The following is a 25,220-nucleotide window of genomic DNA, read 5'->3' on the forward strand; positions in this document are numbered from 1 at the left end:
AAATAATGGGCTTTTTTATTATATTCGCTTTATGAATATCCAAGAATTATACGACAAATTCCTCGAGTGTAGAGCCGTTACAACTGACACCCGAAAAATCGCACAAAACGATCTATTTTTTGCCTTAAAAGGAACCAATTTTGATGCAAACTTATTTGCTAAAGAAGCACTTGAAAAGGGAGCCAAATATGTAGTCATTGACAACAAAGATTATTTCATTGAAAACAAAACAATTTTAGTCCCTGACACTTTAAAAACCTTGCAAGAGCTAGCCAATTATCACAGGAGGGTTTTAAACACAAAAATAATTGCTTTAACAGGAAGTAATGGCAAAACAACCACTAAAGAGCTAATCAATTCCGTTCTTTCTAAGAAATATAGAACTACGGCTACAATTGGTAATTTAAACAACCATATTGGCGTACCTTTAACTCTTTTATCTTTCAACAAAGACACCGAGATAGGAATTGTTGAAATGGGAGCAAATCACAAAAAGGAAATTGAATTTTTGTGTGAGTTAGCTGAGCCTGATTTTGGGTATATTACAAATTTTGGAAAAGCTCATTTGGAAGGTTTTGGAGGTGTTGAAGGTGTAATTGAAGGCAAAAGTGAATTATATAAATACATTGAAAACAATGAAAAAATTTGTTTTGTAAACCTAGACGATACCATACAAAACGAAAAAACAAAACACTTAAAAAGATTTACTTTTTCAACCAATAAAGACAGTGATGTAAAAATTACAAATATCACAGCAAATCCAATGGTTTCTGTTACCTATGAAAATTTAGTAATTCAATCTCACCTCATTGGAATTTATAACGCAAATAACATTAACATTGCAATTACTATTGGCAACTATTTTTCAATTGCATCCAATTTAATCAAACAAGCAATTGAGAATTATATTCCAACTAACAATAGATCTCAGTTACTAAAAAAAGATTCCAATGAAATTATTTTAGACGCTTACAATGCCAATCCAAGTAGTATGGCTGCAGCTGTTCAAAACTTCACTCAATTAGAACACTCTAATAAAATAATTGTATTTGGTGATATGTTTGAGTTAGGAGCAGAAAGTACTAGCGAACATCAAAAACTAATTTCGTCTTTACAAAATGAAGCTCAAATTCGTTGTTATTTCGTAGGAAATGAATTTTACCAAAACAAAATAGAACAAAGTAATTTCTCTTTTTTTAAAACTTTTGAAGATTTTTCGACTATCTTTTTAACCAACAAGCCTCAAAATGCACTTCTTCTAATAAAAGGATCTCGAGGAATGGCTTTGGAGAGAACACTCGAACTATTATAGGATAAAAACCTTTTAAATTGAAAATCCATATTTAGAAGGTTTTTCTTTCTTTTTTTACACTGTAAATTTCGTAGCCTAAAAAACCTAAAAAAGCAGTATATTCTAATAAGATTAGCATCATATTTTCTTGAAAAGATTCCTGACTGTAAGCAAAATAACTCAAAACAATAGTTAAAGTCCAAACCAATATGAATTTATATTTGGTAAACAGAGAAAGAAAAAGCAAATTGATAACATACCAAGGATGAATAGTAGTAGACACTAAAAAATAAACCAACAATCCAAATAAAGCGTGTTTAAAAAACATTTGCGGCAGCATATTCTTTCTAATTAAAGCATAATAAAGAAGTACTAAAACAGAAAAAACAGGAATAATTTTACCTATAACACCTATTGCATTATATCCTACAAACCAATACCCTATCTCTCGAAATACATAATAAAAGCTAGCATTGAATTCAAAATTAACAAACCACAGCGCAATTGTTTGAGAATAGTTATCTACTAAAGACTCGGAAATAAAAGGCAAAAAAAGGAGGTAATTGAGCAGTAGAATACAAGCATAAAATACAACACTCTTTTTAAATCCTAATTTTTGATAAAAAAAAGGCAATAACAATAAAGGTAATAATTTAGTAGTTATCGACAACGCAATAAACAAGGCTGACCAAATCCATTTATTAATAAAAAAAGAATAGATTCCTAACAATAATAAAAAAAGCATTAGTCCTTCAAAGTGTGTATTTCCTACTAATTCAACTATTACTAATGGATTTAAAAAATACAGAAATACATTTTTAGTACTTATACCTAATACAGCCAACATTTTTTTTCCAAAATGATAAATTCCAATGTCAGCAAAGAGCAGTATAATTTTAAAAATTAAGACGGATAAAAAAATAGATTTTGATGCTAAAATGGCTGCAATAAGAAAAACAAATTGGTTTACAGGCGGATAATTTGAAAAATGAGACGCACTTAAACTTCCCATCTTTTCATACAATTCATAAGAATGCGAAAAATGCACTGAATTAATAATAGCATCTGGTTTAAATTCGTAGGGACTTAAACCTGAACAAACTAATCTTCCATCCCAAATAAAACGATATACATCTTGTGACCAAAATGGCAAACAAAATAGGAGTACAACTCTAAAAAAAATACCATAACCAAATAATTCCTTTTCAGATATATTTGAAGTATTATATAAATAGTAAAAAGAAATAAAAGCTATAGCATAGCATCCAATTAGTAGCGTAAAATTTTCTCTGGGCACCAAATAACCTAAACATCCATAAGCCAAAAAGGATAAGCCTACAGCAAACCAAACTGCATATCTCTTATCTGAAAGGTTCAAAATTAAGTGGATTTAAAAGATTTAACAAATACATATCCATACCCTATTAATAACATTAAATGAAATGGAAGCAAACCAAAATCATTCAAATGGTAAGCACTGTAAATCCCAAATAAAAAATACAACACTAAAACACCTTCAACAATAGTATTTTTAGAAACTTTACGAGAAATATAAATGTTTTCTTTCCATTTTTCTTTCAAAGCTTCAATATTAAATTTTGGTGTTCTTACAAATTCACTCTTCTTTCCAAATAATCCTTCTAAAACCGCTATAGAATTTTGAAATGAAAACCCCATCGCAATAGTATAAAATGTAAAGAACATACTAATATACCTCAAAAAATTAGACACTCCTCCTCCATTTATTTTTTTATAGGTAAACCAATAACAAATAAAAAAGATGACAGAAGTAATTACAAAAAAAGCGGCAACATTAAAAAGTATTTTTAATTGAGGAAATTCATTTTTTATATATAAAACGGGTACACTTAAAACTGCCATTGCAAAAATACACAAGAACATAGAACTGTTTAAAAGGTGTAACAAACCATGAAATTTAGTCTTTGCTTTTACATGATGTGCTTCCAGTACTTTTCTTGACATCTTTTTAAAATTTTCTGCACCACCTTTATTCCAACGAAATTGTTGTGAACGGGCAGCACTTAAAACTGCTGGAAGTTCTGCAGGTGTTTCTATATCTTCTAAATAAACAAACTTCCAGTTTTTTAATTGGGCACGATAACTTAAATCCAAATCTTCCGTTAAGGTATCACTCTCCCAATTTCCTGCATCAATAATACATGATTTTCTCCAAACTCCTGCTGTCCCATTAAAATTTATAAAGTGCTGTTTTGAATTACGTCCCACTTGTTCCAAAGTAAAGTGAGCATCAAGAGCAAAAGCCTGAACTTTAGTCAATAAAGAAAAATCCCTATTAATATGTCCCCAACGCGTTTGCACAACTCCTACCTTATCATCTTTAAAATAAGGTATTGTTTGTAGTAACCAATCATTTTTAGGTACAAAATCGGCATCGAAAATGACAACAAAATCTCCTTTTGCAGTTTTCAACCCTTCTTTCAAGGCACCTGCTTTAAAACCCACTCTATCTGTTCGTCGAATATGCTGAATCTGTATTCCTTTTTGGGCAATTTTAGCAACAATATTTTGTGTTTCCAAAATAGAATCATCAATAGAATCGTCTAACACCTGTATCTCAAATTTATCTTTTGGATAGTCCAATTGCGACACAGTGAGCAATAAGCGTTCTACCACATATTTCTCATTAAAAATAGGAAGTTGAATGGTAACAAATGGAATTTCAGAAGAATTATTAAAATCGAATTTTTCTCTCTTAATACAGTTTTTTTTACTCTTTAAATAATTGAGTAATAAATTAAACTGGGCTAAACTATAGAAGAAAATCAAAACTATGGCTAAGCTGTAAAAAAACAAAATAATATAAGAAAGTAGTAAGTATGCCATTATTTTTTCAAACTATATTTTAGGATCCATCCTATAATTTTTATTCCAGCCATGATGGTTCCTTTTACGGTTCCAGAAACTTTTGAAACACCAATCCTGTTTTTATAACGAACTGGGATTTCAATATAAGACAATTTTTGTTTTAGTGCTTTTAGTTGCATTTCAACCGTCCAGCCGTACGTCTTGTCCTCCATTTGCAAAGCTATCAATTTTTCATACTTAATAGCCCTAAATGGACCTAAATCAGTAAACTTAGCTTTAAAAAAAAGTTTCATTAAAAAAGTAGCCAATGCATTCCCGAAAATTTGCTGAGGGGTCATCGCTCCTTTTTCTCGTAACGCTTTCACACGTGCACCAATCACCATGTCATAATTATGATGCCAAATAGGGTCAATTATTTTTAATAATTCTTCAGGACAATCAGAATAATCTCCATCTAAAAACACAATGATATCTGGTTTCTGATTTTGTTTTTCAATATATTCCATTCCTTTTAAACAAGCATATCCATAGCCTTTCCTATGTTCAAAAAGGACAGTTGCGCCCGCAGCTTTAGATACAGAGGAAGTGGCGTCAGAAGAATTATTATCTACTACAATTATCTCAGAAACTAGATCAGGAATTTCACGAATAACATTTACAATTGCCTTTTCTTCATTGTAGGCAGGAATTATTACTTTAACTAAAGGTGTCATCATAAAAATAAAAACGGATTATCTTTCTTGAAAGCTTCAACACTTTCCCATTGGTTGGTTTTTTTATTCATTGTATACTCTTCGGCTCGTATTATTTTATTTTTATCATACACTATAGTAAATCCATTCAGTTTATTATTTTCAAATTCACTTTTCTTAAGAATTTTGCCTTTACCATCGTAAAATATCCACCACTTCACTCTTTGATTATTTTGATAATGACCTTCTTCTTTTTTGGTCCCGTTTGCATTATAAAAAAACCAATAATCTACTTTTTGATTTCCCTCTACCCATCCTTCTTCTTTTAAACGACCATTATCATAATAATTTTTAACATATGATTTTTGACCGAATACAAAAGACATAGATAAGAAAAAAAGAAAGAATAATAGTTGTTTTTTCATGAGTTTCTAATTTAAATTTGGTACATATCTATTTTACTTTATAACTTCTTGAATTGTGTTTAAAGAACTAAAGCATATAATACAGATATACGTTAAAAAAGCACCCTTGGTTTTGGAAATTACTTTTGATTTACCAAATCCATTAAATCCAAATCATTACCTAATAAAATTTCATTTGGGTTAATTCTGCCTTTTTCTGAACTATTCTCTAATTTCAAAACGCCACGTGGGCAAACAGCAGCGCAAACACCACATCCTACACAAGAAGCTCTTACAATATTTTCTCCTTTCTGCGCATACGCCCTCACATCTATTCCTTGTTCACAATATGTAGAACAATTACCACATGAAATACATTGACCTCCATTTGTAGTAATTCTAAATCTTGATTTAAAACGCTGAATAATTCCCATATAAGCGGCTAATGGACACCCAAAACGACACCAAGAACGATTTCCTAAAATGGGGTAAAAACCTGTCCCAATAACTCCCGCAAATATAGATCCAATCAAAAAGCCATATATTTCATTGATTTTATATGCATTAATCCCAAATAAAGTACTATCTCCAACATTTGATGGATTGTAAACAATATTATAGGTATTATAACCCACTACTACAGTCATTATAATGGCAAAAATTAAAATAGGATAAATGGTCCATCGCTCAATTTTCCATGCTATTAATCGTTTATCCGAAAGTTGTCTGTAAGGATCTCCTAAAGTTTCTGCCAATCCACCACAACCACAAACCCAAGAACAATACCATCTTTTTCCATACAAATACACCATAACCGGAACCACAATCAAACTTAATACAACACCCCAAACCAACATAAATTTTCCTAAATGACCGGCTTCTAAATGTTTCTTTACGTTCCAATCAGTTACAAAATTATAATCCAAAGGCCATGCATTTTTCAAATCAACACCTGGTAAATCAAACAATGGTAATATTTCAACTAATAGAAATGCAAAAATGATTTGAAAAAATAAAACACTAGCTGTTCGTACAATTTGATAGGTATTATGTCTGTATTTGATAAACATTCGTACCCCCATAACAATCATTGAAACACAATATAAAATTCCATAAAGAAACCATTGTGATGCACTAGCGCCTTTAATAAAAATACCTTTTAAAGGATCTACAATACGAGTCCAATTAACAATATAAAAGGGATAGAAATAGAGCAAAATATAAAAAGACACTAAAAAAGTAAATACAAATAATGCGACCCAACCTCTATTAGTAGCTTCTGAAAGATAAATCCCATTATTTTTTATTCCTGGAATAGGTTCTAGAAACAAACCCGTAAGAATAAACATTAAGGAACCTATGATTCCTAAACCGAACGTTAAAAACAAATACAAGGTGTTATTTTCTTGTAAAGCCCCTACGATCGAAGCTTTCACTAAGTCAAACTTGGTGTATTTGTTTGGATATAGTAAATATTCTTGTGCATTATTTCTATTAATATCAGAAATTTTAGAAGTAAAATCATTTTTAAAATCGGCTGGCTTTTCATATTTTTTAGTTCCAACATACATCCAATTCGTTGCTTCATCTAGTAATTTTACTTTAGCAGCATCATTTGGAAATACATTTTGCAAAATTTCTTTAGAATATACTACTGCATCACCTTGAATGCTTTGTTTAAAAATCTGATTTATTTCCTCTTCAGACAATCCTTTTTCTTTTGCTATTGCAGCAGTAACTTTAGTATTGTAGCTTTCTAATAAAGATTCTATTTCGTTAGTAAAAACAAAAACGTTGTCAATTTCTTTATTTAAAATTTCTTTTTCTTGAGCAACTTCTTTTAAAGTAGTTGTTACATAATCCGTTTTACTTGAAAAAACAGTCTCTATTGTTTTTTCAGTTAAAGCGTATCCACCAATGAACAATGTTGCTATAAAAACCAGAATAGAGGCTATAAAGACAACTAATCCTAATAATCGTAATGTTTTTAATATTTTCATGAGATAGCTTTTAAATTGGATAAATCATTTTTAAATTGAAGCGCGATATCTTTCTCGTAATGCTTATAAAATTCAGGATCAAAATTAGCTTGCTTTAAATTCTCAATTACATACGTAACACTTTTTTGAGCTGTTAAAATGGCATCAAAAAATTCATGTCGCATCCGAATTCCAAAAGTATTTATACCTAAAAAAGCATGTGTTTCTTTATGATACGCAATTCTTACGGCTTTTTTACCAGATGGGTGTTCCCAATACAAATGTTGTTCATATTCTTTAGGTTTCGCCCAAACCCAACCATACGTTTGATATTCAATATCCAAAAATTTAGCAGAGTTAAACCAATGACCCGGATTATAACGCATTTTATTGCCACAAATGGTTTGTGCTAATACCTCTCCCATCATTCTTCCTGTGTACCAAACTGCTTCCACTGGCCTTCTGTAACCAATAGCTTCACTTTGCTCGGCACAATCTCCAATAGCATAGACATTGGAATAATTGGTTTCCAAATAACGGTTTACCAAAACTCCTTTATTGGTTGCTATACCTGAATCTTTTAGAAAATCAATATTAGGAGATACTCCAACAGTTAATCCTACAATATTACAAGGTATTTCTTCACCAACTTCTGTAATTACAGCTTTTGCTCTTCCTGTTTCATCAACAACAATTTCTTTTAAATTAGTGGCTAATCGCAAATCAATATGATGTTCTTTGATATGCTTTCCTATTAATTTTGCTTCTCCTTCTGGCAAAACACTTCCCCAAAATTGAGATTCTCTGACTAAAAAGGTAACGGGTATTTTTCGAGTAACTAACATTTCCGCTAATTCTATACCTATCAATCCTCCACCAACAATCACAGCGCTAGTTGCATCAACAGATAACGATTCTAATTTCTCTAAGTCTTGTTTATGATACAATCCTAATACTCCTGTAGCATCTTGTCCTGGCCAGCCAAACTTATTTGGTTTTGAACCCGTAGCAATCACTAAACGATCATATTTAAAATGGGTATTGTCATCTAATCGCAAACTATTTTCTTCAGGCAGTACTTGAACTACTTTTTTAAACAATAGTTCAATCCTGTTTTTTTTCCAAAAATTAGCCTCATAAGGTTGTGTATGTTCAAATTTCATGTGTCCCATGTAAACATACATTAAAGCTGTTCTAGAGAAAAAATACTCTGATTCTTCAGAAATTATAGTAATCCTTTTATCTGAGTTTTTACGAATATGCCTTGCTAGCGTAACACCTGAAATTCCATTTCCAATTATGACGATGTGTTCCATATCAAAAATTTAACTGGGTAAAAATAGACTATTAAGATACTAATTAAAGTTAGAAATCTTACTTTTATTTAAAAAATGGCCCTCAAACCCATATTAAAAGACTGCCCAAGACCACTTTCATAACCTCTAACGAATTTAGAATATAATAATTCTACATTTAGTATCTCAGATAATTGATATTTAGTTCCAGCACCTAAGGCAGAATAATTTTGAGAAAATTCGTTTCCTAAATCGATTAATTGAGCATGTTGCACATAACCTAAAATGGTAAACTTAGAAGTCGGAAAATAACTTAAGAAAACTCCTGGAGCTACTTCTAAACTTGTATTGGCAAAACCACCATTGGGATTAAAAGACCCATCTTCATTTTTATTTTTTTCACCTAAAAACAAACGGGTACCTAACTCTGAAAACAATTGAAACTTCTCACCTTGAAAAGTATAATCATAAAAAAAGTGATTTTGCCAAATAAAACTCTTTTGAGCTAAATATCCATTTTCATTCGTTTCTTTATCAAACAAAGGAATGTAAAAAGAACTTTGTATCGAAAATCTTGGCAATTGATGAAACGGAGCCACTTTAATAGAAGGTGCAATATGCGCAACTCCGCTTCTAGATTTTTCTACTTCATTTTGAAAAGAAAATACACTTGTTGCTTTTTGATTATTAAAGGTATTGGAACGAAATTCAAGAATAACTCCAGCATTCCATTTTTTATTCTGACTTATTCCTGTAAAAATTTCTAGTGAAGTATTAAAAAAGGTAGATCGAGGCACTTTTAAATTTTTTCCATTGGCATTGGCTCTTGTTTGTGTATATAAATTATTAAACCATTTGATATCCCATTTTCCTTTTTCTAATAATTTGGAAGGTGTATAATTTTGAATATTACTAGTCCCTTCGAATAGTTCCTCTTCTTCTTGGGCAAATAAAAACAAGGAATTAAACAACAACATAAAACTAAGTATAAAGACATTTTTTATCATAACAAGTACTATTAATTAATAGTTGCTTCTTTTGTAAGAGACAACAAATTGAGTAGAAGTACAAAGGGGAAATAAATTCCCCTTTGTAAAAAATAAACTAAAATTAAGTCAATAGTTGGTTAATTATCTACTTACTGTTCCTGAAGGAAAAGTATTTAAACTTGTCATCATACTAATAGTTTGACCCGTTACTGCAGGATTAGCAATGGTATGTACTAGTGGTTTTAAAGCAAAAGGCATGGGCGAATTATCTGGTTCAGGCTCTACAGAGATTACTACTGTAGCACCACTTAAATTACCAGGAAAAGTTAATCCTGCAGGAGCATTCATCAAAAAATCTTCTCCTGGAAATGGAGGAGCCATTTGAGACCCAGAATATGGAGCCGCTTCATCCGAATCATTTGGTGAAGAAAATCGCCCCGTACTCAACACAGTACCATTGGTTACTATCCAACCTTCATATTTCCAACCAGCATCTAAATCAGGTAAATTTAAGCCTACCATAGCGGAGCCACTCGTATCATCTAAAAACCAAATTCCCGATTCTGGATTCGCATTGCCATTTGTAGGTGTACCTAAAAAATAGTTTCCTGATACATTACTAAAATCCCCAACAACAGCAGTAGAAACAGTTGCTGTATTTCCTGAAAAATCACCTACTAGGTATTTTGTATTAGAAGGAGCCGGACTTGGGTCAATTGCAGGTTCAATACTTAAAACAAATTTGGTCGCTTTAGCTAAATTAGAAGCATCCACCACGAAAGAATTTTGAGAAAGCATTCCTGAATCATCTACTGTAAAAATTCCTGTAGAAATTGGGCTGCCTTCTACAATAATCCAGCCTTCATACTTATAATTGGCACCCAAATTTTCAAGACCGGTTACATTTAGTTTTAATTCTGATGTTGAAGACACCTCATCATCATTATTGCAAGAAGTCAGGAATAGACTCAATACAAAAAGTGTTAAAAAAAGTTTTTTCATAGCATTTTTTTTAGTGTTTATTATTTGTTCTTTTTCATTTTTAACAAATTTCATATTAAAATTTTAGAGACGAATTTTCGATTTTTCCTATATACTTGGCAATTTTACCTCAAAACATTAATCGATTTACTTTTTTATTGATATTTGAAAAAAAACTATGAAAAATAGTATTTACATATTTAGTTTCTTATGGTGCTGTACTCTATATTCTCAAGAAAATAGTATTCGCAAAATTAACTGGGTCGGACAAAAAAAAATGGATGTTACTTTCATGGCTCATTTCATCCAAAGCAAAGAAGGAGAAGCTTTAGACAGCACAAAATTGAATTATGACATACAAGCATTGACCCGTTTAAATGGTATTACCAAAGCTACCTATACAGTTGAGAAACAAACAGAGAATGATGAAACGTATGAGATTACATTTTCTCTTATCGAAAATTACACTTTGATTCCCAATTTAAGCTTATGGACAACGGATGATACTGCTGCAGCCTATCGATTAGGACTTTATGAATTCAATTTATTAGGTAAAAACATAACTATAGGTGGGTTTTATCAGTTTAATGGTGTCAATTCCTATGGCTTACAGTTTTCAGCTCCTTATCTTTTTAATGAGAATTGGGGTTTAGAGACCAGCGTTCAACAGATTGGCAGTATTGAACCCATTTTTTTTAATAACACTTCTGCTAAATATGAATATACCAATAAAGCAATTGAATTATTAGGTGTTTATCGAACCAATTTTAAAAACACCATTAAAATAGGTGGTTCCCTATTTAATGAAAAATACACCTATATAAATGGAGCAACCAATTCTGAAATACCACAAGATTTTACAATTGACAAGATATTGTTTAAAATAAACAATCAATATGATAATTTAAAATACGAATTTTATTTAGTAGAAGGCATTAAAAACAGTAGTTACTTTCAATTTGTAACACAGACCAATACTTTTCAAAATGAATTTTTAATAGGTTGGAATGATTTTGTATATTTAAAACGTTATGGGAAAACCGGAAATTTTGGAACACGAATACGATTAGGATTAGCTTCCAATGATGTGTCACCCTTTGCTCCTTTTGCTTTAGACAATAATATTAATTTAAGAGGTGTCGGAAATATCATAGATCGAGGCACAGGATCTTTTGTGATGAATACAGAATATCGGTATACGCTCTATGAAAAAAAATGGTTTGTGCTCCAAAGCAACACTTTTATAGATTTAGGTTCATGGCGAAAACCTGGTGGTAATTGGAATGATTTTGTGGCTTCTGAAAATTTTAGAATCTTCCCTGGTGTTGGATTACGTTTTATACATAAGACCTTTTTTAATGCTATTTTTCGTATCGATTACGGTATTGGTATTCATGAAAATGGAGCTAAAGGATTGGTTTTTGGAATTGGTCAATATTTTTAAAAATGAAAAAAATATATTATTTCGTCTTTCTTCTTTTTACTTTTTGTGCATCACAAGAGAACAAAATCAATGGTATTAGTTTTGTCGCTTCCAATACCTTAACGAGTCAAAAAGAAGTACTTCCTGTTTTAGAAACCCATGCCAATTGGGTTACCCTTATGCCTTTTGCTTTTATGAAATCGGTACAAGACACCACCATTCATTTTAATTCTAAAAGGCAATGGATTGGCGAAAGAAAAGAAGGAATAGAACATGCAAGTACCGTTTTTCATAACAACCAGATGAAAATTATGTTAAAGCCTCAAATTTGGATTCACAAAGGTTTTACTGGTCATATTGAAATGAAAACAGAAAAAGAATGGGAAGTTTTTGAAGAAAATTATGCGCAATTTATTCTTTTTTATACGTCAATTGCTGAAGAACAACATATTGAATTGTTATGCATTGGCACCGAATTAAATTCTTTTGTTAGTCAAAGACCGCAATTTTGGAATCAATTGATTCAACGTATCCGAAAAATTTACAAAGGGCAACTTACTTATGCTGAAAATTGGGATACCTATCAAAATGTTCCTTTTTTTACCAAATTGGATTATATTGGAATAGACGCTTATTTCCCTTTAGCAAATGAGCAAACGCCATCAATTGAATTACTTGAAAAAGAATGGAATCGTCATAAAAACAGTATGGAATCCTTTGCCGAAAAACTCAATAAAAAAGTTTTGTTCACCGAATATGGTTACCAAAGTACAGATTATACTACACACGAACCTTGGAATTTTTCTAAAGAAAAAAAAGTCAATTTAGTCGCTCAAACCAATGCTTTAACTGCTTTGTATAATCAATTTTGGAAAGAAGATTGGTTTGCTGGTGGTTTTTTATGGAAATGGTTTGATGCCAATGAACAAGTTGGCGGTGAAAATGACAGCGATTATACGGTTCAAAACAAACCTTCATTAGAAGTGGTAAAGCAATTTTATAAAGAATAAAAATCGTAAACTAAAATACCTACAGCAATTTTTTGCCATAGGTATTTTAAATAAAAAACAAACAGAACTAAAAGGTTTAGACTAATTCTTGTTCAATCGGAGTTGCAATTGGAAAATCGATAGCAAAATCTGTTAGATTATGAATATAATTACTAATGATTTTATCGCCTATTACTAGTACAACATCAATCATATTCGCTTCATTATAACCTGCTTGGAAAAAAGCTTCTTTTGCTGAAACTGTAGCTTTACCTTTATTCACTACTACAGAAGCAGCAAATTTCACTAAGGCATCTAATTTAGAATCAAAAGAAGCTGTTCCTTTTCTTAATTCGATGATTTGTTCCTCAGAAAAACCATTCATTTTCCCAATTAAGGTGTGAGCAGATTGACAATATAGACAATTGTTGATTTGACTTGTCACTAAGTTGATTACTTCTCTTTCTTTTGCTTTTAATGTACTTTTTCTGTTTTGTAGTGCTAAATAATCGCCTAAAGCAGTTTCATTCTTAGCAAAGTAAGCATATAAATTTGGAACAAATCCTAATCCTTTTTGAAGGTTATCAAAAATAGCTTGATTGTTTTCTGAAACTTCTTCTCTTGTTGGTACTGTGAAATTTGACATAATTTTAAAAATTTAAATGAATTATTGTTCGTTTAATTTGACAGTACAAAGTTGCATCAAAAAGCGTCTTAAGGGTTAGACCATATTTCCTTGAGTTTTGTCTATTTTTCCCTTTAGGCTTTTTTCTTAAATTCAGAAGGAGAAACGCCTTTTATTTTTTTAAAAAAACGACTAAAGGTTTGTATATCTTCATAACCTACATCGTAGGTAATTTCTTTAATAGACTTGTCAGTATATCGCAATAGCCGAATTGCTTCTAGCATAATTCGGTCTTGGATGATTTGTAAAGGTGTTTTCTTACCAACTTTCTTAAACACATTGGATAAGGTTTTGGGGCTTTTATGTAATAAAGTAGCATAATCCGCAACTTGATGTTTGGTTCTAAAATGAACTTCCACTAAATAATTATATTCTCTAATCAAATCAAATTGTTGTTTGTCAAAATCAACTAATTCTGTTTGTTCTTTATAAATCCGAATACAGAGAATAAGAAGTCGCTTTAACATCATTTGTAGCATTTCACTTTTAAGTTCGTCTTTGGAATGCATTTCAATGACAAACATTTTCCAAAGCGCTTCAAATTTTTCCAATTCAAGATTGGGTATTTGGATTTTTGCCAAATGGGAAGCTCCAAAAAACAAAATCCCTTTACAACCTACTTCACTATCATGGTCTAAAATACAATAGAAAGCTCTATTAAAACGGACTAACCTTACTTTTTGAACCTCAATCAAGGTTACATTATGATATTCCGTTACAAAAATGATTTCATTTTCTTTTAAAACGGTATTAACGCCATCTACTAGAAGATGTACTTCTTCGATAGCCCAAATAATGCTGAGTCCTTCTTTTATTTTTTCTTTTAACAGCTCACAATTTTGTGGTGTAATTTCTTCTAATCGAATGAATTCATTTATTTGACCTGTGTAAATCATAATCGAGCGTTTAAGTTGAAAATTTTCCTTCCTTTTATTTTAAAAACAATAAAACTGATAGTAAAAAGCACTATCAGTTTTATTCTAATTTTTATAAAACGATTTATTTTAAGGTTACTGGTATTTCAGCAATGGTTTTGTCCCAACCTATTTTAATGTGTACTATATTTTTACTTTTTTCATATAATACAATAGATAAAGCTTCTATTTCAGCATCCGAAGTTGAAGTTGGAATCGTCACACTAGCAATATCAAAAGCAGGATCATAAGAGTAATTTCCCCAACCATCGTTTACGGTATTTAATTTGATAATCCATTCTTTTTCAGTTGGAATAGCAATTAAAGTATAGCGACCTGCTTTAACATTGGTTCCGCCAAAAACAGCATCCGTTAAAAATAAAATTTCAGTTGATTCATTGGCTCCAATTCTCCATGCTTCACCAAATTTTACAACATCACCAAAAATTGTTCTCCCTTTTTTTAAAGGACGTGAGTATAAAACTCTTATTTTAGGTTCTGCTTCTAATTGTTTTTCTTTGTCTTTAATGAAAGCTCTTTTAGTTGCATTATCTGGAAAATAAGAGGCATCCATAACACTTTTATCTATTTTAGGAAATTCTTGAGCATTACTAAATAAGCTACATGCACCTAGTAACAGTGTAAGTACGATTTTTTTCATAATTGTTTGCTTTAGTTGATATTAGATTGATTGTATATTTTTCACATCGCGATAGGCTTTGGGAGAAATTCCCATTTTATTTTTAAAAAAGCGACTAAAAGAAGGCATATCTTCAAAGCCTAACTCAAAAGTAATCTCTTTTATAGGAATTTCGGTACTAATTAACATCCTTTTAGCTTCCAAAAGGATACGATCTTGAATGACTTGTAAAGGTGAGCGATTACTATGTGACGAAAAAAGATTAGTAATCGATTTAGCGGGTTTATTCATTAAATCAGCATAGTCAGCAACCAAATGTTTCTTCTTGAAATGTACTTCAACCAAGAAACTGAAATTTCGAATCACATCCATTTTAGTTTCTTGTATAGTTATACTTTTATGTTGGCATTTAAAGATTCTGGTACATAAAATTAAAAAGCGTTTTAGGAGCATTTGTAACATTTCACCTTGCATTTCATCTGTTGCTTTAAATTCGTTATGAAATACCTTCCAAAGAATTTCAATAGCCTTCTTATTTTCTTCTTGTAATGTAATCATTGGAACTTGGGAAGCACCAAAAAACAAAAGTCCTTTACAGCCTATTTCACTATCATGATTTTCTAAACAATAAAAAGACCGATTAAAGCGAATAACATTTAAGGTATTAATTGACGATAAATCCACTGAATGTAATTCCGTTAAGAAAAGAATTTGATTGGGTTTCAATTCATAGGAAACATTATCTATAATTAAAGAAGACGTTGCTTTTGTATTCCAAAAAATAGAAAGATAACTTTCTTGATCTTGGGTTACTTCTGAAATTGTTTCTTTTGTTATTGTGGAGAGAAGAAAAAATTCTCCGTTTTCACCTTTGAATTCCATAGCTTCTTATTTTATGTTTTTTTTATAGTACTTGTAAATTTCTTGGTGATTGTAGACTTTTATATGATATAAAAGATGAATCATCATGAAATGAAATTGCAGTTTCCAAAATCCGTTTTCTTGGTATCGTCTGCTAGAAGTTACAATCGGTTTTTGTATTACATGAAAGCTTGCTTGCTTATACAATCTATGAATAAACTCATTGTCTTCATACACTATAAAATTAGTATTAAAACCTCCTAAGCTGTCAAACAATTCTTTTTCAATAAATAAAGATTGATCACCTCCTCTAAAATATTGTAAATTAAATTGGGTAAACCATTCCGATATTTTTAAAAGCAAATGATTGGATTCAAACTTCATTTTAAAACAACCTGAGAGCTTTCCATCATAAATAGAATCTAGAATTAACCCATCAAATCCTTTGGGAGGAATGGAATCGCAATGCAAAAAATACAACACTTTTCCAGTAGCATAAGAAGCCCCGTGATTTAATTGTTTTGCTCTTCCTTTACCACACTGTAAAATAGTAACAGACTCATATTCTTTTGCAATTGAGATCGTTTGATCTGTACTACCTCCGTCAACAACAAGTATTTCTTTACAATTTTTTGGATTGGTATTTTCCAGTAAGTAAGTAATTACTTTACCTATATTTTTTTCTTCGTTGAATACAGGGATAATTATTGAAATCATTACTTACTCATTTAAACTCCAATTGTATTTTAAATAGCGTACTTTAGCATTTGCTTCAACTTTTACTGCAGCATATTTATTAATATAATCTATTATATCAGAAGATGTAGTTTTAAAGTCACTAGAAAACCAATTGAAAATTTCTGAAATTTTAATTTCATCAGTAGTAATACTATTTTTAGAACCATCATTGATGAAATTTCTAGCTGCTTTATCCAATTGAGTATCTAATGTAGCTGGCAAATAAGGAACATTTGCTAATTGTGGACAAGAAAAAGAAGCACAATTGATTGCAAAATGGATTCTAGGTTCGTTCATTTTTCTAAGAATACCATGTTCAATATAGGAAAGAGACACTTTCTTTTTTCCTAAAACAATAAATTTATCATCCCAAGCATTATTAATATTTTTAATACTCTTCGTCGGATAATTATCTACAACTTTTTTTAGCGTATACACATTATACGCATTAATATAATACGCTAAAATCTCCTCTTTAGCCCAACTTTTAGTAGGGTAATTACTTTCAAAACCTATAATCACTTGATTCAATTCAGCTGCATTCTTTTGTAACAGTTCATAATTTACGTTTCCATTAGAACTAACATATTTCGCTAATAAATTTCCATAATTTTTGTAATCAAAATTCTGACTAAAACCTTGAATACTGATTAGCAATATAACTACTATTTTTTTCATGCTTCATTTTTTAATTTTAATGGATATAATTCTTGTTCGATAAAAGAATTTGGAAATTTTTCATCATCCTCAAAACCTAATTCAATATCCTTGCCATCTTTTGGAATATAATTACTTCCAAATAAATAATCCCAAATACTCAACGATATTCCAAAATTGGCTCCGTACTTTCTAGGCATTTCTTTACTATGATGCCAAATATGCATTTTTGGATTATTAAAAATATATTTTAAAGGTCCGTAATCCCAACCAATATTAGCATGATTTAGGTGTCCAATGGTAATTGCAACAAAATGAACTATAAACACATCTTGAATAGAATAACCTCCTATAATTGCCATAGGCACATATAATAAGGTTTTATAGACAACTGGTTCCATCCAATGGTATCTCAAATGAGCTGCAAAACCCATTTGTTTCACCGAATGATGTACTTTGTGAAAATTCCAAAAGAAATCAACTCGATGTAATAATCGGTGCGTATTCCATTGTACAAAATCAGCTACCACAAAGAAAATCAATAAAGCGACAACTTTTGGCACATGAGATAAGTCAATCAAATGCAAGGATTCTAAATTCATACCAAATACTCCTAAAAAGTCATTGAACAATTGTGCGGTTACGTTATTCAACGCCATTAGAATAATGAGATTGAGAAGGAAGAAATTAAAAAACATATAAAAGGTATCCAACCAAAAATCTTTTCTAATTATAGGCTGATTTTTTCTCCAAGGAAATAAAAGTTCCAAAATAAAAACGAGTAAAGAAATTATAATTAACCCATAGAAGTAATTTTCTATATGTAACGTTATCAATTCATTTTTTAAATAATTGAAATAATCGGAATAGGATTGAATTACAACTTCTTTGTACTTATTCATTTCTTATAATTTTGTATAAACACCAATATTTATTGTAGGTGCCAAAGGTGCATTATCAATTCCAAAAGCACCAAAAACAGAAGCATTAGCACCTAGTTTATTTTCTATAAATTCATAATTTGCTTTTAATCCAATTGCATTATACGTTTGTCTGTCTAAATGAGACGCCCATTGTACGGAATCCTTCTCATAAGCATCTTCTTTAGTGACAGGATTTCTTGTATCTAGTACAAACATTAGGTGTCCATTAGGAATAATAGTATACCCCACTTCTATTGTTGCTTTCAAGTAATCAGAGTAGTCATTATCCATGTAACCATATCCTATGTTTCCAAAGTAATACCATTTGTTATGACTGGTACCAATACTAAAATAAGGCAAAAAAGTAGATGCATTTATTCCTGTTGAACTTACAAATAAGGTTTCATCCTTTTTAATAGAATTAGCCGAATAAAGCAACCCTGAACTTATTTTCCAATTGGTATCTGACAGTTTATATTTTAATCCTAATCCAATATTACCAATTCCGGAAATACTTTGGGAAACACCTACATTTTCATAACTAGCCGTTTTGTAAGGTAAGATTACTTGTGCTTCTAATTTACCACTAATACCATATTCTGCATATACTTGTAAAGTAATATCTGAATAATCCCCAATATTTTCTAGTTTTTCTCCGTCAAATTGGACTGCACTATAGGACAAACTTGTAAAACCTAATTGTACATAGGCTTTCCCTTTTTCTCTTGTCCAAGGACTTTGTGCCTGCAATACGTGCCATCCAAAGACACAAACAAATAATAAAATAGCTGTTTTTCTCATAGTTTTGTTATTGAATGGGATAAAAGTAAGATACAACAAAAAAATAAAAAGTTAGCTATCTGACATAACTTAAATTTGACCCTTTCAAAAAAAATGAATCAACAACAACCTCCACCATTATAATGATAGGTACTTTCACTTATAAAAATATCTTCTCTCTTTAAATCTGCTAATGCTTTAGCTGTTTTATCACAAACAGACAAAGGTTGGTTTTTTAACAAAACATGCCCTTTTTTATCATCGAAATAATTCTCTTTTCCAAAATAAATAGCCGCTTTACCAGTAAAAACACAAGGTCCATCGATTGGCATTGGGTCTTTAATTGCACATACTTCAATACTTTCAATATAAATTAATTCGTCTGTTGGATAATTAACTGTATCTAATATACGATAAGGACGTCTTCCTCGGATTTCTATTGTTCCAAAACCTACATCTGTTAAAGCTTTAATATATGCTTTAATAGGTATACTTCCACTCAAACACAAGGCTCTCAAATGGTCGTCATTGCGAAGGGTTTCATTCATTTCTTGCTCGCAAGTAGGATCACTCATAACTAATCTTCCATGAGGTTTTAGCACACGATACATTTCTTGCAATGCTTTTTTTAAATCTTCCGCTTTAAAAATATTAAAAAGGCAATTTTGAGCAGCTACATCGATACTTCCATCTTCTATAGGTAATTGTAAAGCATTTCCTTTTCGCAATTCAATAAAATCACTCCGGAACCAATCGTTTTGCTCTTCGGCAATTTTACAATTATTGCGAGCCGCTTCAAGCATTTCATCAACCACATCAACCCCTATTACACCTCCTTTTTGACGCGAAAAGTAAGCAAATTGCAACAATTCCATACCGCCACCTACACCTACGTACAAAACCTTAGGATTGTTAATTAAGTCCTGAGCAGAAATAGTACTTCCGCATCCATAATTCATTTCTTGCATGATTTTTGGAATTTCAAGTCCTGGAAATTTCCAAATGGGAGTTGTGGTACAACATAATCCTACATCTGGTATTAATGCTGCATTTTTATACAAATCGTTGGTTGCGTTTAAATAACTCATGTTGTTTGCATTAAGTTGTTGTTCTTTAAATTTGACCAATTAACGTCTTAAAGAGTGTAATCATTTTTGGTTCAGCTTCACCAGCAACTGCAATAATTTCTGGTATGTTAACGGGTTTTAAATCGTCTGGATTACATTCATCAGTTAAAACAGAAACCGCAATAACGGGTAAATTCAAATGATTCGCAACAATTACTTCTGGAACGGTACTCATACCTACTGCATCCGAACCTATTATTTTCAAATAACGATATTCAGCTCTCGTTTCTAATTGCGGTCCAACCACAGCTGCATAAACTCCTTTGTGTAACACGATGTTTTTTTCTTTGGCTATTGCCAACATCTTTTCGTTTAAAGTTGCATCATAAGGCGCACACATGTCGGTAAAACGCTCTCCAAAGTCGGAAACAGTTGCAAACGCTAAAGGAGAACCGCCTTGCAAATTGATATGATCGTCTAAGAGCATTAAATCTCCCTTTTTATAGTTTAAATTAATTGCACCAGCTGCATTAGAAATTAACAAACTTGAAACACCTAATGCTTTCATTACTCGCACTGGAAACGTCACTTCTTGCAAATTATACCCTTCGTACAAATGAAAGCGACCTTGCATTACTATTACTTTTTTGCCTTCTAAAGTTCCGTAAACTAATTTACCTGAATGAAACTCCACTGTACTTACAGGAAAATGTGGAATATCACTATAATTAATTGCAACCTCAACTTGTAAATGAGTTACTAATTGGCCTAAACCAGTTCCTAAAACAATACCTATTTGAGGTTCTAAAAATCCTTTTTCTTTTAAAAAGGAGGTCGCAGTGTCTAAAATTGCTTGTGTCATTACTGTATGTATTTTTTAAAAACTGGAATATCTTTGATATCCTCAAAAGTATCGATATCATTCTTTTCTTCCAGCAAACTGTATTTTAAATTTTTAATATTTTTTAAGGTGTCTTTTAAAACGGTATGGGTTCCCCATTCTTTATTTTTAAATATATTTTCTGGAATGCTTTTTAATCCTAACAAATAATAACCTCCATCTTCAGCTGGACCAATTACCACATCATTCGTATCTAAAGCTGCAAATGCTTTTTCTAAATCATTAGCTTCTAAAGTGATTAAATCGGAACCAATTATTACGATTTTTTGATAACCGTCTTCAATTCCTTCTCGAAAAGCATTATACATTCGTACTCCTAAATCTTTACCAAATTGCTCTTTTTTTTGAAACAAATGATTGTTCCACATATCTTTAGTATTTATCGCATCAGAATACAAAACCCGTTTATCATAATCGGTTTCCAAAACAACTTTTCTAGTATGTTGAAGCAGTTCAATATACACTTGCAAAGCATTTTCTTCACCTATTGAAGCAGCCAAACGTGTTTTAACTTTTCCAAGCTCAGGATTTCGGGTAAATATTAAAATTAGATTTTTATTCATTTTAAAATAAAATGGGTTTTCCCTGCATTTTTGTTTCTGTTTCAGGTAAAATTTCGGTATTATCCCAAATACCTGTTAGAATGGTTTTCGCATATTCCTTTGGCAAACCATTTTGCAACATTAATGCATTCGTTAAACTATGGTTATAAGTCAGTGATTTATGTTCGAAAGTTACTAAATTATTCTTTTCCTCTAAAATAACATACCAAACAGCTGTATTCCCATCATTGGCTGGCATACCAATAACACCTGGATTTAGCCATAGCAGATTATTTTGTTCTTGATGAAAGGGTAAACCGCAATGTCCAGCAACAATAATATCACTCTGAGTTACATTAAAATTAGCTTGTTTCTTTTCCCAAGGAGTCGATTTAAAAATAAATTCTGAAGTGTTAAAAAAAGAGCCATGCACCACAGTAATTCGTTTATTAGCAAAAGTAAAATGAATGAATTCGGGTAGTTTTTTGATAAATTCTAATGAGGCATCGGTGAGTTTACTTTTAGCATAAGGATACCAAAGTTGGGAAAATCGATCACAACGTGAGCCTTGCGTAAAATCACACCCACAATCCTCAGCATTTTCACTTAATTGAAGCTCTACATTACCCGCAATGCTTTTAGCTTTCCAATGCTTAAAAAATTGAATCGTTTCTTCAGGTTGTGCACAATAACCAATGATATCACCTGTTGCAATACAATTTTCAGGTGCAATGTTCTCAATTTTTGCTATTTCAGCAATAGCTTCTATAGCTTGAAGATTACTATAAACACCTCCAAAAAGCAATACTTTTCCTTTTAACACTCCTAAGTTTTCTATTTTTTTATCCATTTTGGCAAACAATATAAAATGATACAAGTGGTAATTCCCCAAACATTTACCCACAATAAATCGGCATACTTGCCATTGGTAAACTGTAATTCATTGGGAAACCAATTAAAAACTAATAAAAAACCAAACAACAAACCCGTAATCACACTAAGATAGAAACTAATACGCGGAACTTTCATTTTCCAAAATAAAAAGACTGGAGTTAGTCCAATAATCATAGTACCAGAGATTGTTGTAGCCGATAAAATTTCGGCATTTAAAAAAACGGGAATAGTACCTAAAACTGCCAATACAATCATTGAAAGTCTTCCAAAAGTGACAGTTTTGCCCCATTTTAAATCGATTACTATTAATTTCGAAAAAGAAGAGAACGTAGAATCGATTGTAGAAGCTGCAGAAGTAATCATAATAAAATTAATCACTACTAAAATGAGTACACCAAAAGCTTTTCCAACCGCAATGGCTGCATCACCACTCATTCCTTCAAATTTTGCATATACACCAATAGTACTAAATAAAACAATACACAAACCACCTAAAAAACTTGCCCAAAGAAAACTTTTTCGGGTTACTTTTGGACTACTAATAAAAGCTCTATCAGTTAAAACTGGATCATGAAAAGGATAACTAAAAGACTGTAAAAGAGCTGCAAAAAAAAGATTCAATCCGAATTCGAAGCTCCAAGTACTGGACTGTATTACTTTCGTAATGGTAAACGATTCTACGGAGAAAACGTTCCATAAAATTATAAGTAGCAATATGGAAAATAAAACCATTTGAATGACATCTGTAAAAATCGAACTACTTAATCCTCCTTTTAAGGAATACGCGAGTATCAAAAAAGTAAATACTAATATGGATACATAATAACCCCAACTTCCTGGTGTTCCAAAATAACTTCCAATGACCATAGTATTGCTCCATACTTCATTAAAAAGGCGAATGGTTATTAAGATTGAAAATAAGAGCATGGCTTGTTTACCAAATTTATGCGTTAAAAATTGATGAATACTTGTGTAATTTCCTTTGGTACGCAATTGATAAATTAGAATTCCTGCTACCGCAAATGACAAGTAATAGGCAGCGTAAGCTAACCCTCCAAGAATTCCAAATTCCAATCCGAGATTAGCCGCATTTGTAATGCTTTTGGCAAAAATCCAAGAAATAATTAAGCTCCCTGTAAGCACCATCGTATTTGGTGCTTTACGGTTTTGTATCGCTTTATAAAATTGATCAGTTGTTTTAGCAAATGGAGAAAGAAAAAAAAGTATCAAACTAGACACTATCATAATTATCCATTGCCCATCCATTATTCCCATTCGTTCAATTATTCATCCCACCAAACTGGGAAATTAATACTATTATTATTTGTTGCATTTGCAGCCAGAATATAATTTTCTCTATTTAACGCTTCTTCTTCAGCGGGATAAGGCATTCGTATTGGCAAAAGATTATTATTTAAACTGGCAGCTATCGTTCTTAGTTCCGGAAAACCTGTTCTTCTATATTCTACCCAACCTTCATAACCGTTAATGATATTGGCTATCCATTTTTGCGTAATAATTTGCTGTATTGGAGAAGTTCCTAATGCATTATAAGCAGCGGGTCCTGTTAAATAATTTGTTGGTAAAGGTGTGTTCCAATATTCAAAAGCTAAAGCCACTCCGTTTTCGTATAAAGTTTGAGCATCAGCTGTGATTAAACCTCTTTCTGCTGCTTCTGCCAAAGCAAATTGCACTTCCCAAGCCGTTAAAAAATTAGCATCAAGCAAAGAGGTATCTTCCCTAAATACAGTTCCTGCTAAAGAATAATTGGATACTGCTACCGATGTATTAGAAGCATCAATTCCATTCAACAAGCCATTGAACGCATCCGAATTTGAATTGGCAAAAGGACGAAATAATTTTTCAACCCGTGTATCATTCAAATCGGTTAGTATATCTTCCATAGTTTCCGACAATACAAAGTTGTTAAAATCACCTACTCTTAGCTGAGCTAGTCTAAAACTATTTGGTGCCGTATTTGTAAAATTGAAAATAGCATTTTGTGAATTGGTCATCATATAATTGCCTTCATCAAATAACGCTTGCAACTGTTGACTTACATCTACTTTTGCAGAAATGCGCAATAAATATTTTATTTTCAAAGATTTTCCAAAACGAATCCACGATTCTAAATTTCCATTAAATAGAATATCGCCTTGTAGAGGTATGGCATCGGTATAACTTTCCAACTTTTCAATTCCTTTATTTAAATTATCTAAAATACCACCAGCGTCTAAATAAATACTCTCTTGAGAATTGTATGCTGGAGTAACTTCCCCTTCGGTTCCATTGAAAGCATTAAAATAAGGCACATCTCCAAATAAATCGGTTAAACCAGCAGCCATGTAAGCTTTTAAAATTAAAGCTGGACCTTCATATATTTTTAATGTATTACTTTGTCTTGACAGCTTTAAAATGATTTCATTATCTCTTAGATTTTTATAAAAAACAGGCCAGGGATTACCTCCTAATTGAGGTGATTTTAAGGCATGTCGATCGAAGAGATTAAAATCGAGAGCCGTTCGGTGTTGGGCTAATAAATCACCTGCCACAAAACCTTCATAACTCATGTTTTCACCAAAATCGTAAATTACTTGACGCAATAGCAAATTTGGTTGTACAGAATTTGGTGCATTTGGATTCGTATTTATTTCCTCGAAATCTTTGGTACAACTTACAACTATAAAAAGTAAAGATAGAGGTACTATATATTTTTTTATTTTCATTA

25 protein-coding genes are annotated in these 25,220 nt (G+C 31.4%); 3 read left to right on the plus strand and 22 right to left on the minus strand.

The window, feature by feature from the left end; genetic code table 11:
• Positions 1–31 precede the first annotated feature (31 nt).
• Positions 32–1,312, plus strand: a complete 1,281-nt coding sequence (locus tag FHG05_RS02065; RefSeq protein ID WP_140996341.1) for a UDP-N-acetylmuramoyl-tripeptide--D-alanyl-D-alanine ligase — start codon at positions 32–34, stop codon at positions 1,310–1,312.
• A gap of 31 nt (positions 1,313–1,343) precedes the next feature.
• On the opposite strand, the gene mptB is transcribed toward FHG05_RS02065, so the two are convergent.
• The 8 genes from mptB to FHG05_RS02105 all read right to left on the minus strand — a co-directional run bounded on the left by mptB (position 1,344) and on the right by FHG05_RS02105 (position 10,499).
• The gene (gene mptB / locus FHG05_RS02070) at positions 1,344–2,669 is read right to left on the minus strand and encodes a polyprenol phosphomannose-dependent alpha 1,6 mannosyltransferase MptB (protein WP_140996342.1); all 1,326 of its coding nucleotides are present in this window, start codon (positions 2,667–2,669) and stop codon (positions 1,344–1,346) included.
• A gap of 2 nt (positions 2,670–2,671) precedes the next feature.
• Complete coding sequence (locus tag FHG05_RS02075) at positions 2,672–4,156, minus strand: cellulose synthase family protein (RefSeq protein ID WP_140996343.1); 1,485 nt, start codon at positions 4,154–4,156, stop codon at positions 2,672–2,674.
• The gene (locus tag FHG05_RS02080; protein ID WP_140996488.1) at positions 4,156–4,851 is read right to left on the minus strand and encodes a glycosyltransferase family 2 protein; all 696 of its coding nucleotides are present in this window, start codon (positions 4,849–4,851) and stop codon (positions 4,156–4,158) included. Before FHG05_RS02080 ends, FHG05_RS02075 begins: the two co-directional genes overlap by 1 nt.
• Positions 4,851–5,255, minus strand: a complete 405-nt coding sequence (locus FHG05_RS02085; protein ID WP_140996344.1) for a toxin-antitoxin system YwqK family antitoxin — start codon at positions 5,253–5,255, stop codon at positions 4,851–4,853. Before FHG05_RS02085 ends, FHG05_RS02080 begins: the two co-directional genes overlap by 1 nt.
• Positions 5,256–5,374: 119 nt before the next feature.
• Positions 5,375–7,234, minus strand: coding sequence for a 4Fe-4S binding protein (locus tag FHG05_RS02090; protein ID WP_181369129.1), 1,860 nt, complete (start codon positions 7,232–7,234; stop codon positions 5,375–5,377).
• Complete coding sequence (locus FHG05_RS02095; protein WP_140996345.1) at positions 7,231–8,529, minus strand: NAD(P)/FAD-dependent oxidoreductase; 1,299 nt, start codon at positions 8,527–8,529, stop codon at positions 7,231–7,233. Before FHG05_RS02095 ends, FHG05_RS02090 begins: the two co-directional genes overlap by 4 nt.
• Before the next feature lie 68 nt (positions 8,530–8,597).
• Complete coding sequence (locus FHG05_RS02100) at positions 8,598–9,515, minus strand: hypothetical protein (protein WP_140996346.1); 918 nt, start codon at positions 9,513–9,515, stop codon at positions 8,598–8,600.
• A 123-nt stretch (positions 9,516–9,638) separates the two neighbouring features.
• The gene (locus FHG05_RS02105) at positions 9,639–10,499 is read right to left on the minus strand and encodes an anti-sigma factor (RefSeq protein ID WP_140996347.1); all 861 of its coding nucleotides are present in this window, start codon (positions 10,497–10,499) and stop codon (positions 9,639–9,641) included.
• Between the two features lie 157 nt (positions 10,500–10,656).
• Between FHG05_RS02105 and FHG05_RS02110 the strand changes: the two genes are divergently transcribed.
• Both FHG05_RS02110 and FHG05_RS18300 read left to right on the plus strand, forming a co-directional pair.
• Positions 10,657–11,922 (plus strand): BamA/TamA family outer membrane protein, encoded by a 1,266-nt coding sequence (locus FHG05_RS02110; protein WP_140996348.1) that lies wholly within the window; start codon positions 10,657–10,659, stop codon positions 11,920–11,922.
• Positions 11,923–11,924: 2 nt separating this feature from the next.
• Positions 11,925–12,911, plus strand: coding sequence for a glycoside hydrolase family 113 (locus tag FHG05_RS18300; RefSeq protein ID WP_181369130.1), 987 nt, complete (start codon positions 11,925–11,927; stop codon positions 12,909–12,911).
• A 76-nt stretch (positions 12,912–12,987) separates the two neighbouring features.
• On the opposite strand, the gene FHG05_RS02120 is transcribed toward FHG05_RS18300, so the two are convergent.
• The 14 genes from FHG05_RS02120 to FHG05_RS02185 all read right to left on the minus strand — a co-directional run bounded on the left by FHG05_RS02120 (position 12,988) and on the right by FHG05_RS02185 (position 25,218).
• Entirely contained in the window at positions 12,988–13,536 is a 549-nt protein-coding gene (locus FHG05_RS02120; protein ID WP_140996349.1) for a carboxymuconolactone decarboxylase family protein, read from the minus strand.
• Positions 13,537–13,649: 113 nt separating this feature from the next.
• On the minus strand, positions 13,650–14,471 hold the full coding sequence (locus FHG05_RS02125; RefSeq protein ID WP_140996350.1) for a helix-turn-helix domain-containing protein: 822 nt from the start codon (positions 14,469–14,471) through the stop codon (positions 13,650–13,652).
• A 103-nt stretch (positions 14,472–14,574) separates the two neighbouring features.
• The gene (locus tag FHG05_RS02130; protein ID WP_140996351.1) at positions 14,575–15,150 is read right to left on the minus strand and encodes a DUF2911 domain-containing protein; all 576 of its coding nucleotides are present in this window, start codon (positions 15,148–15,150) and stop codon (positions 14,575–14,577) included.
• A gap of 21 nt (positions 15,151–15,171) precedes the next feature.
• Entirely contained in the window at positions 15,172–16,011 is an 840-nt protein-coding gene (locus FHG05_RS02135; RefSeq protein ID WP_140996352.1) for a helix-turn-helix domain-containing protein, read from the minus strand.
• Between the two features lie 6 nt (positions 16,012–16,017).
• Entirely contained in the window at positions 16,018–16,707 is a 690-nt protein-coding gene (locus tag FHG05_RS02140; protein ID WP_140996353.1) for a TIGR04283 family arsenosugar biosynthesis glycosyltransferase, read from the minus strand.
• 3 nt (positions 16,708–16,710) lie between these two features.
• Entirely contained in the window at positions 16,711–17,406 is a 696-nt protein-coding gene (locus tag FHG05_RS02145) for a DUF547 domain-containing protein (RefSeq protein ID WP_140996354.1), read from the minus strand.
• Entirely contained in the window at positions 17,403–18,287 is an 885-nt protein-coding gene (locus tag FHG05_RS02150; protein ID WP_140996355.1) for a sterol desaturase family protein, read from the minus strand. Before FHG05_RS02150 ends, FHG05_RS02145 begins: the two co-directional genes overlap by 4 nt.
• 3 nt (positions 18,288–18,290) lie before the next feature.
• The gene (locus tag FHG05_RS02155; RefSeq protein ID WP_140996356.1) at positions 18,291–19,109 is read right to left on the minus strand and encodes a hypothetical protein; all 819 of its coding nucleotides are present in this window, start codon (positions 19,107–19,109) and stop codon (positions 18,291–18,293) included.
• Between the two features lie 98 nt (positions 19,110–19,207).
• On the minus strand, positions 19,208–20,176 hold the full coding sequence (gene arsM, locus FHG05_RS02160; RefSeq protein WP_140996357.1) for an arsenosugar biosynthesis arsenite methyltransferase ArsM: 969 nt from the start codon (positions 20,174–20,176) through the stop codon (positions 19,208–19,210).
• A gap of 25 nt (positions 20,177–20,201) precedes the next feature.
• Complete coding sequence (locus FHG05_RS02165; RefSeq protein WP_140996358.1) at positions 20,202–21,017, minus strand: purine-nucleoside phosphorylase; 816 nt, start codon at positions 21,015–21,017, stop codon at positions 20,202–20,204.
• On the minus strand, positions 21,017–21,619 hold the full coding sequence (locus tag FHG05_RS02170; protein WP_140996359.1) for a TIGR04282 family arsenosugar biosynthesis glycosyltransferase: 603 nt from the start codon (positions 21,617–21,619) through the stop codon (positions 21,017–21,019). The genes FHG05_RS02165 and FHG05_RS02170 overlap by 1 nt, the downstream gene beginning before the upstream one ends.
• A 1-nt stretch (position 21,620) precedes the next feature.
• Positions 21,621–22,448 carry a metallophosphoesterase family protein gene (locus tag FHG05_RS02175; protein WP_140996360.1) on the minus strand — a complete coding sequence of 276 codons (828 nt, stop codon included), beginning with the start codon at positions 22,446–22,448 and terminating at the stop codon, positions 21,621–21,623.
• The gene (locus tag FHG05_RS02180) at positions 22,433–23,767 is read right to left on the minus strand and encodes an SLC5/6 family protein (protein ID WP_140996361.1); all 1,335 of its coding nucleotides are present in this window, start codon (positions 23,765–23,767) and stop codon (positions 22,433–22,435) included. The genes FHG05_RS02175 and FHG05_RS02180 overlap by 16 nt, the downstream gene beginning before the upstream one ends.
• Before the next feature lie 8 nt (positions 23,768–23,775).
• The gene (locus FHG05_RS02185) at positions 23,776–25,218 is read right to left on the minus strand and encodes a SusD/RagB family nutrient-binding outer membrane lipoprotein (protein WP_140996362.1); all 1,443 of its coding nucleotides are present in this window, start codon (positions 25,216–25,218) and stop codon (positions 23,776–23,778) included.
• Positions 25,219–25,220 lie beyond the last annotated feature (2 nt).

Origin of the sequence: Flavobacterium profundi (assembly GCF_006491645.1) — a bacterium.
In the GTDB taxonomy this organism is placed as follows: Bacteria; Bacteroidota; Bacteroidia; order Flavobacteriales; family Flavobacteriaceae; genus Flavobacterium; species Flavobacterium profundi.

Bases quoted from the DNA above. Each gene is read 5' to 3' on its own strand.
- FHG05_RS02155 (WP_140996356.1), bottom strand. From the start codon at position 19,109: ATGAGAAAAACAGCTATTTTATTATTTGTTTGTGTCTTTGGATGGCAC.
- FHG05_RS02145 (WP_140996354.1), bottom strand. From the start codon at position 17,406: ATGAAAAAAATAGTAGTTATATTGCTAATCAGTATTCAAGGTTTTAGT.
- FHG05_RS02170 (WP_140996359.1), bottom strand. From the start codon at position 21,619: ATGAATAAAAATCTAATTTTAATATTTACCCGAAATCCTGAGCTTGGA.
- FHG05_RS02090 (WP_181369129.1), bottom strand. From the start codon at position 7,234: ATGAAAATATTAAAAACATTACGATTATTAGGATTAGTTGTCTTTATA.
- FHG05_RS02100 (WP_140996346.1), bottom strand. From the start codon at position 9,515: ATGATAAAAAATGTCTTTATACTTAGTTTTATGTTGTTGTTTAATTCC.
- FHG05_RS02120 (WP_140996349.1), bottom strand. From the start codon at position 13,536: ATGTCAAATTTCACAGTACCAACAAGAGAAGAAGTTTCAGAAAACAAT.
- FHG05_RS02080 (WP_140996488.1), bottom strand. From the start codon at position 4,851: ATGACACCTTTAGTTAAAGTAATAATTCCTGCCTACAATGAAGAAAAG.
- arsM (WP_140996357.1), bottom strand. From the start codon at position 20,176: ATGAGTTATTTAAACGCAACCAACGATTTGTATAAAAATGCAGCATTA.
- FHG05_RS02130 (WP_140996351.1), bottom strand. From the start codon at position 15,150: ATGAAAAAAATCGTACTTACACTGTTACTAGGTGCATGTAGCTTATTT.
- FHG05_RS02125 (WP_140996350.1), bottom strand. From the start codon at position 14,471: ATGATTTACACAGGTCAAATAAATGAATTCATTCGATTAGAAGAAATT.
- FHG05_RS02065 (WP_140996341.1), top strand. From the start codon at position 32: ATGAATATCCAAGAATTATACGACAAATTCCTCGAGTGTAGAGCCGTT.
- FHG05_RS18300 (WP_181369130.1), top strand. From the start codon at position 11,925: ATGAAAAAAATATATTATTTCGTCTTTCTTCTTTTTACTTTTTGTGCA.
- FHG05_RS02110 (WP_140996348.1), top strand. From the start codon at position 10,657: ATGAAAAATAGTATTTACATATTTAGTTTCTTATGGTGCTGTACTCTA.
- FHG05_RS02185 (WP_140996362.1), bottom strand. From the start codon at position 25,218: ATGAAAATAAAAAAATATATAGTACCTCTATCTTTACTTTTTATAGTT.
- FHG05_RS02180 (WP_140996361.1), bottom strand. From the start codon at position 23,767: ATGGGAATAATGGATGGGCAATGGATAATTATGATAGTGTCTAGTTTG.
- FHG05_RS02135 (WP_140996352.1), bottom strand. From the start codon at position 16,011: ATGGAATTCAAAGGTGAAAACGGAGAATTTTTTCTTCTCTCCACAATA.
- FHG05_RS02140 (WP_140996353.1), bottom strand. From the start codon at position 16,707: ATGATTTCAATAATTATCCCTGTATTCAACGAAGAAAAAAATATAGGT.
- FHG05_RS02075 (WP_140996343.1), bottom strand. From the start codon at position 4,156: ATGGCATACTTACTACTTTCTTATATTATTTTGTTTTTTTACAGCTTA.
- FHG05_RS02105 (WP_140996347.1), bottom strand. From the start codon at position 10,499: ATGAAAAAACTTTTTTTAACACTTTTTGTATTGAGTCTATTCCTGACT.
- FHG05_RS02095 (WP_140996345.1), bottom strand. From the start codon at position 8,529: ATGGAACACATCGTCATAATTGGAAATGGAATTTCAGGTGTTACGCTA.
- FHG05_RS02085 (WP_140996344.1), bottom strand. From the start codon at position 5,255: ATGAAAAAACAACTATTATTCTTTCTTTTTTTCTTATCTATGTCTTTT.
- FHG05_RS02150 (WP_140996355.1), bottom strand. From the start codon at position 18,287: ATGAATAAGTACAAAGAAGTTGTAATTCAATCCTATTCCGATTATTTC.
- FHG05_RS02165 (WP_140996358.1), bottom strand. From the start codon at position 21,017: ATGACACAAGCAATTTTAGACACTGCGACCTCCTTTTTAAAAGAAAAA.
- FHG05_RS02175 (WP_140996360.1), bottom strand. From the start codon at position 22,448: ATGGATAAAAAAATAGAAAACTTAGGAGTGTTAAAAGGAAAAGTATTG.